General features: G+C 70.2%; 5 protein-coding genes. 4 read left to right on the top strand and 1 reads right to left on the bottom strand.

Going from position 1 to position 6,805, the window contains the following annotated elements; translation table 11 throughout:
- Window positions 1-1,176 (bottom strand): hypothetical protein (locus tag D7Y11_RS17165; protein ID WP_126934218.1); only part of this gene is annotated, 1,176 nt, incomplete at its 3' end.
- Window positions 1,177-1,473: 297 nt separating this feature from the next.
- Here D7Y11_RS17165 and D7Y11_RS17160 point away from each other — a divergent pair.
- The 4 genes from D7Y11_RS17160 (at window position 1,474) to D7Y11_RS17145 (ending at window position 6,788) form a co-directional block, all read left to right on the top strand.
- Complete coding sequence (locus D7Y11_RS17160; RefSeq protein WP_126934217.1) at window positions 1,474-3,786, top strand: glycosyltransferase family 39 protein; 2,313 nt, start codon at window positions 1,474-1,476, stop codon at window positions 3,784-3,786.
- A complete protein-coding gene (locus tag D7Y11_RS17155; protein ID WP_126934216.1) occupies window positions 3,783-4,742 on the top strand; it encodes an ABC transporter ATP-binding protein in 960 nt (319 codons plus the stop codon). The genes D7Y11_RS17160 and D7Y11_RS17155 overlap by 4 nt, the downstream gene beginning before the upstream one ends.
- A gap of 2 nt (window positions 4,743-4,744) precedes the next feature.
- Complete coding sequence (locus D7Y11_RS17150) at window positions 4,745-5,545, top strand: ABC transporter permease subunit (protein WP_120579436.1); 801 nt, start codon at window positions 4,745-4,747, stop codon at window positions 5,543-5,545.
- A gap of 196 nt (window positions 5,546-5,741) precedes the next feature.
- Window positions 5,742-6,788, top strand: a complete 1,047-nt coding sequence (locus tag D7Y11_RS17145; RefSeq protein ID WP_121755252.1) for an SPFH domain-containing protein — start codon at window positions 5,742-5,744, stop codon at window positions 6,786-6,788.
- The last annotated feature ends 17 nt before the right edge of the window (window positions 6,789-6,805 follow it).

Raw genomic sequence — 6,805 nt, 5'->3', positions numbered from 1 at the left:
GCGTCCGTCCAACGTCACACTCACGGGCTGGTCGTTGATGGCCAGGGCGATGACCTCATAGCTCGCGCGCAGCCGCAGCCGCTCCGGACGCAGGGGCCGGCCCGCCACGGCTTGTGCGAGGAGCACCTTCTGCGCCTCGACGCCGAAGCGCACGTGGTGGAAGCCGTCCCGGTCCAGGGTGAGGTCCCCCTCCAGCGCCGCCGCGGGAACGAGCGTGAAGAAGCCGTTCGTCCGGTCGCGCTCCAGGGCGGGACCGGCCCGCAGGCGCACGTAGGACACGAGGTCGCTCGAGTGCCACAGGTCCAGCGTCACGTCTGTCGCGGCCACGGTGAGGAAGTCCGCGTGCACGTTCTCGCGGCGCACCTGTTCGCCGTGGAGCACCTCCATCCAGAAGCCCAGGTTGGCGTAGATGTCGAAGCGCCGGGGGTGGCCGTAGAAGGTCGTCACCCGGAAGAGCGGCGCGTCATTCTGGCTGCGGAAGTCGTAGCGCAGGAGCGTGGCCTCGTAGGAGGGCGCGTCCCCCAGGTACAGCTCCGTCTCCAGCAGCGTCATCCGGTGCAGCCGGTCCGAGTCCCCCGGCCACTCCAGGTCCACGCCGAAGTCCACCCGCACGCGTTCCTCCAGGCGGTCCGTCTCGCGCATCCAGCGCGGCGCCCAGGCCCCGCCCACGTAGACGCGCCGGTGCAGGTCGAAGTTGTACTGGAGCACCCGCCCGCGCTCGTCGCGGTACCAGCCCGGCGGCGCCTCCGCGATGGCGGGCACCAGGCGGTACTGGCGCACCGTCTCCGCGGGCATCAGGTTCGGCACGCACCCGTCCACCCGCTGCAGGGGCTGGTCCTTCTCGTGGCCCTCCGAGTCCAGCTCATAGGCGGGCGACACCAGGCACTCCATCTTCACGTCGTCGCAGCGGGCGCGCCACGCTCCAGAAGGAACGTCGGGCGTGGGCGGCAGGGCGAGGCACCGCACCTGCCCGTCGTAGGGCTGCTGGGGAGACGACGCGTTCGGGACGGCCATCTGGAAGTCCCACGGCTCCGGCTCCGCGGGAGGCTCCGGCGTCGCGGCCGGCGCTGCTTCCACTGGCGTTCCGACCGGAGCTTGCGGAGCCTCCGGTGCTTCCGGCGCCTCCACCTGCCCCAGCAGGAGGGCGCATCCCAGGGTCACCGCTGAAACCAGCATCACTGCTCCTCGTCGAAGTTGAGCGGCCCTTCGCGTTCCGGCCACGCGGTCAGGCTTGGTGATGGGGGGCCCTTACAAGGCCCGTGCCCCTGGCCGGAGCACGGCCTTTCGCGGACTTGCCCGTGCGGCTGTGCAGGCGCCTGCACAGCCCCTGTGCACGCGGAAGCGCGTGCGCTGGCGCGAGAACGACGCACCCCCTTCCAGGTCGGTCGACCGGCGGGGGTGGCGGGGATATAAGCCCCCCGGCCCCATGGGGTTCACGGTGGCCCGTCCCGGACGACGAAGGAGCACGCGCGCGTGGCAAGCGACGTCGAAAAGAACTCGCAGGGGGATTCCACCTTCACCCAGGCCATCCTCGGTGATGACACCCTGACGTCTTCATGGGGGCGGCGGTGGCTGGCCCTGTCCTTCAGCGCGCGCGTGGTCCTGGCGACCGCGGGCTTCGCGGCGCTGCTCTTCGTGCCCTACCTGGGCGCGGTCGGCCTGTGGGACCCCTGGGAGACGCACTACGGCGAAGTGGGCCGGCAGATGATCCAGCGCGCCGACTACGTCTATCCCTTCTGGGAGAACGCGTGGTTCTTCTCCAAGCCGCCGCTCACCATGTGGATGCAGGCGCTGGGGATGAACATCGTCGGCGCGCTCCGGGGCGACGGCGCCATGGGGCTCTACACGGAGTGGGGCATGCGCATGCCCTTCGCGCTCCTGAGCATCACCGCCGTGGCGCTCCTGTCGCTGGCGGTGGCGCGCACCGTGAACATGCGCGCGGGCCTGGCCACGGGCTTCGTGCTGGCCACCATGCCGCTGTACTTCCTGCTCACCCGGCAGACCGTCACCGACACGCCCTTCGTCACGACCTTCGTGTGCGCCATGGCATGCGCCATCATCGGGCAGTTGGATGACACCACGAAGCACCGCGCTGGCTGGTGGTACGCGTTCTATGTCTTCGCGGGCCTGGCCACGCTGGCCAAGGGCCTGCTGGGCGTGGGCCTGCCGGCGGTCATCCTGGTGCTGTACGCGGCCGCTGGCGTCATCCCGTGGACCCGCGAGAGCCTGGAGGCGCACCTGCGCTGGCTCACCAGTGGCGAGGTCCGCGCCCAGGTGCGCGCGGGCACTCGGGCCATGCCCGTGCTGTGGGCGCAGATGTACCGGATGAAGCTGGGCACGGGCATCCTCGTGTTCGCGGCGGTGGCGGTGCCCTGGTACCTGACGCTGTGCCTCTTCGACGGCGTGGACGACGAGGGCAAGCTGTTCTGGTACCGCTTCTTCATCCACGACCACCTGAACCGCCTCACCGCGGGCGTGCACACCACCACGCCGGGCGGGTCGTTCACCTACTTCATCGAACAGGGCGGCTTCGCCATCTTCCCGTGGGTGGCGCTGCTGCCCGGCGCGTTCGCGGTCGTGTCGCGCCTCAAGCTGCGCTCGCGGGACAAGGCGGACCACCTGGCGCTCATCGCCGTGCTGTGGGTGGCGTTCGCGTTCTACCTGCTGGCCTCCAGCGCGACGAAGTTCCACCACTACGTGTTCCCGGTGCTGCCGGGCCTGGCCATCCTCATCTCGCTGTTCGTGGATCGCCTGTGGAAGGACGGCGTCTCCGAGCACGCCGTCAGCCTCATCTTCGGCCTGATCCTCTTCATCCTGGTGGGCAAGGACCTGGCGGAGAACCCCAAGGACTTCACCGACCTGTTCGTCTACAACTACGACCGGCCCTATCCGCAGGACCTGGTCACCAAGCCCATCGCGTTCTTCTCCTCGCGCCCGCTGTGGATGGGCGACCTGGTGACGCTGGTGCTGCTGGCCTTCGGCGTGTACCTGGCCTTCGACGCGTTCTCCTCCAAGGCGAAGCTGGAGCGCCCGGCCGCGGCGCGCGCGGTGGCGCTGGGCCTGCTGCTCACCGGCGGGGCCACGCTGGCCACGGTGGCCACGCAGGGGCAGGTGTCCGCGATGGGTCTGTGGGGCGTGGCGCTGGTGGCGCTCGCGGGCTTCCTCATCTGGCAGGCGTCGCGGCCGGAGGAGGCGCCGGGGCGCACGGTGCTCCAAGCGGTGGGCTTCGGCCTGGCGCTGGTGGGCGTGGCGCTGGCGGTGCGCGGCTTCAAGGGGCCGCCCGCGTCGGACGCGCTGTTCAAGGCCCTGTCCGGCACCATCAACGTGAAGGTGGGCATGGGCTTCGCGTTCGGCGTGGCCGGCGTGCTGGCGGCGGTGGCCGCGCTGCAGCGCTCGCGCGTGTTGCTGTTCAGCACCTTCTGGGGCCTGGCCGCGGCGTTCGCGCTCTGGTTCAACTGGGGCCACTGGGTGGACCTGTCCCACCACTGGACGCAGCGCGACCTGTTCTGGCGCTACTACGACCAGCGCAAGGCGGGCGAGCCCATCGCCGCGTACATGATGAACTGGCGCGGTGAGACGTTCTACTCGCGCAACACGGTGGAGCAGTTCCGCGCCAACGACGCCAACACGCGCATGCGCCAGTACGCGGCGCGGCCCGGCCGTGAGTGGGCGCTGGTGGAGCACAACCGCGTGAACCTGCTGCGCACCGCGGTGGGCTCCGACAAGACCGTCACCCTCGTCGACCGCGACATCAACAACAAGTTCGTCCTGGTGACCATCGAGTGAGCATCCTCGTCCCGCCCCCGCTCGCGGAGGCCCCCGCGAAGGGAGGCCTGCGCGTCCGCGGTCTGGCGAAGCGCTTCGGCGAGCGCACCGCCGTGGAGGACCTCACCTTCGACGTGCGGCCCGGCGAGGTGTTCGGCCTGCTGGGCCCCAACGGCGCGGGCAAGACGACGACGGTGCGCATGCTGACGGGGCTGCTCAGGCCCTCCAGCGGCGACGCGGAGGTGTGGGGCCACTCCGTCACGCGCGACGGCGAGTCGCTGCGCAAGGTGGTGGGCCTGCTCACCGAACAGCCCGGGCTCTACGACCGGCTCACCGCCCGGGAGAACCTGCGCTTCTTCATGAAGCTGCATGAGCTGGACGAGTCCGTCGCGTGGCCCCGGGCGAAGCACTACCTGGATCGCTTCGGGCTGGGCGGCCGCGAGGACGACCCGTGCGGCGGCTTCAGCAAGGGCATGCGGCAGAAGCTGGCCATCGTGCGCACGCTGGTGCACGACCCGCGCGTCATCTTCCTGGATGAGCCCACCAGCGGCCTGGACCCGGAGTCCGCGCGCACCGTGCGCGACGCGGTGGCGGAGCTGGCCTCCGAGGGGCGCACCATCGTGCTGTGCTCGCACAACCTGGCGGAGGTGGAGCGGCTGTGCGAGCGCGTGGCCGTGGTGCGCCGCCGCCTGCTGGCGCTGGGGCCGGTGCGCGAGATGCGCCGCGCGGGACAGTCGCTGGACGTGCGCGTGGAGGGCGACGCGCAGGGCTTCGTCACCGCGCTGGCGGCGCTGCCCTTCCGGCCCAACGTGCTGGTGGAGGGCGGCCGCCTGCGGGTGATGCTGGCGGATGAAGCCCAGGCGCCGGACGTGGTGGCGTGCCTGGTGCGTGCGGGGGCTCGCGTGCACAGCGTGGTGCCCGCGCAGCGGCCGTTGGAAGAGGTGTACCTGGACCTGCTGCGGGAAGAGGGGACGTGAGCATGGCCTTCCGGCCGCGACGCGCGTTGGCGGTGTTCTGGAAGGACTGGCTGGACCTGCGCAAGAACGTGGGCCTGCTCGTGTCCATGGCGGTGTTGCCGCTGGTGATGGTGACGGTGCCCATCGGCGTGGTGTGGACGTACGTGCGGCAGCCGGACCACTCGGACCTGCGCACGGTGGCGCTCTTCTACGACCCCACGCTGCCTTTGGGCGCGAGCGCGGCGCGCTTCCTCGTCGACAAGTCGCTCACCGACTGGTTCGGCATGTTCCTGGTGATGCCCGTCTTCATCCCCATCCTCATCGCGTCCCAGAGCGTGGCGGGAGAGAAGGAGCGCCGCACGCTGGAGCCGCTGCTCGCGTCGCCGGTGTCCGCGGCGGAGCTGGTGGCGGGCAAGTGCCTGGCCGCGCTGGTGCCCGCGGTGGTGCTGACCTGGGTCGCCTTCGCGCTGTTCTGCGTGGGCGTGGACTGGGTGGCGTGGCCGCTGGTGGGCGCGCCGCTGATGCCCAATGCGCTGTGGGGCTTCGGCGTGTTCGTGCTCGCGCCGCTGTTCGCCTTCTTCGGCAACGGCGTCGCGGTGCTCATCTCCGCCCGGGTGAGCGAGGCGCGCATGGCGCAGCAGCTGGCCGCGCTGGTGGTGCTGCCGCTGGTGGGGCTGGTGGGAGGCCAGGTGGCCGGCGTGCTCAAGGCGGGCCCGGGGTACTACGCCATCCAGGGCGCGGTGGTGCTGGTGCTGGACTTCATCCTGCTGGCGGCCAGCATCCGGTTCCTGGACCGGGAACGTCTGGTCAGCCGCTGGGGTTGAGTCACTGGCGGGTTGGAGAGTGGACTGCCAGGGGGCCGGCCGGACGGGCAGGCGCCCGTGAAGCTGTTATGTTCCAAAGCAGGATGCCGGGGGAAGCGCACTGGCGCTTTCGTGCCGGCGGCCCCGCATTTAGGGGATGGGGTTACGAAGCTTTGAAGACCTGCCGCCCAGGCGGCCACGGAGGCGCTGAACAGACATGGGGATCTTCGACAGCATCAAGGGCGAGGCGCAGCGGAACTTCATCGCCCGCGCGGACAGCGCGAAGGGTGAGATCGTCTACAAGTATCCGGAGAAGAACGTCCGGATGAAGACGCAGCTCACCGTGGACGCGGATGAGGTGGCGCTGTTCGTCAAGGACGGCAAGGTGGAGGGGAAGCTGGGGCCCGGCCGCCACACCCTGGACACCAACAACATCCCGTTCCTGTCGCGCCTGCTGGAGAGCTTCACCGGCGGCAACATGTTCATGGCGGAGATCTTCTTCGTCTCCAACCGTGAGCACACGGGCGTGAAGTTCGGCGGCCCCATTGGCGACGTGCGCGACCCGGAGACGGGCCTGGGCATCGGCACCATGGTGTACGGCGACTTCTCCATCCGCGTGACGGAGCCGGAGAAGCTGGTGGTGGGCCTGGTCGGCATGGGCCGCGCCACCAACGAGGAGTTCCTGGGCTGGTTCAAGGGCCAGGTGCTCAAGGTGACGCGCGACCGCACCGCCGAGCTGCTGGTGAAGAAGAAGTGGCCGCTGCTGGACGTGACGAGCGGCGCCTACGTGGAGGAGATGGAGCAGGAGATCCTCGCCGGCCTGAAGCCGCACGTGGACTCCTACGGCCTCACCATCGTCCGCATGGGCAACTTCGTCGTCAGCATCAAGCCCGAGGACGAAGTCACCCTGAAGAAGCTGTCCAAGGACGTCGCGTACTCGCGGCTGGCGGGCGGCTTCCAGCAGTACGCCCAGGGCCAGGCGATGCTCGGCGCGTCCGAGGGCATGGCCAAGGGCGGTGGCGGATCCGACGGCGCCATGCAGGGCATGGGCATGGGCATGGGGTTCGGCATGGCGCAGATGTTCGCCAACCAGCAGAACAACCCGCAGCAGCAGCGCCCCGCGGAGCCCGCCCAGGCGGCCGCTCCCGCGGACACGCGCAGCCCGGCTCAGCGCCTCAAGGAGATCAAGGAGCTGAAGGACGCGGGCGTGCTCTCCGACGAGGAGTACGCCGCCAAGCGCGCGGAGCTGATGAAGCTGCTGTAGTCCCGCTGCTTTCGCGC

It is taken from the genome of Corallococcus sp. AB018, from assembly GCF_003986945.1.
Lineage (GTDB): Bacteria > Myxococcota > Myxococcia > Myxococcales > Myxococcaceae > Corallococcus > Corallococcus exiguus.
Note: the sequence above shows the minus strand (reverse complement) of the source record. Positions and strands in the feature narration are given on the sequence as shown.